A 388-nucleotide genomic window follows, 5' to 3' on the forward strand; every position below is an offset into this window, starting at 1 on the left:
GAACAGGACGATATTGTAAATTCACTTAATTACGAGGGCATTGCAGTAATTGAGTTGCAGTTTTACCACTTTCCTGACAGTGACAGACTGCGTGTTGGCTCTGTCACAGACTAAATAGTTTGAATGATTAGCAGTTATGGTGATCAGTCAACCACCAGGGAATAATCCTTCATATTATTATCGTGCTTCACCAACGCTGCCTCAATTGCTCTGAATGCTTCCAGAGACACCTTATGTTCTATACATGCAATTACAACATCAGGGTAACTCATAGAAATGGTGCTATTAAGCATATTTTTTACACGAATCAGATCCACGGAGGGATCATCAGCAGATTGTTCTTTATTCATTTTGTCGCTCCATGCGCTTGCTCTTCATCTAGCGGTTA

At 40.5% G+C, this 388-nt stretch carries 1 protein-coding gene; it reads right to left on the reverse strand.

Annotated features, from left to right (window positions below):
• Window positions 1–143: 143 nt before the first annotated feature.
• Window positions 144–350, reverse strand: a complete 207-nt coding sequence (ybcW, locus tag HP552_RS00760) for a protein YbcW (protein WP_001031427.1) — start codon at window positions 348–350, stop codon at window positions 144–146.
• Between the last annotated feature and the right edge of the window lie 38 nt (window positions 351–388).

Source organism: Paenibacillus xylanilyticus (genome assembly GCF_013359935.1).
GTDB classification, from domain to species: Bacteria; Bacillota; Bacilli; order Paenibacillales; family Paenibacillaceae; genus Paenibacillus; species Paenibacillus xylanilyticus.

Coding starts and splice junctions, on each gene's coding strand:
- ybcW (WP_001031427.1), bottom strand. CDS start 350: ATGAATAAAGAACAATCTGCTGATGATCCCTCCGTGGATCTGATTCGT.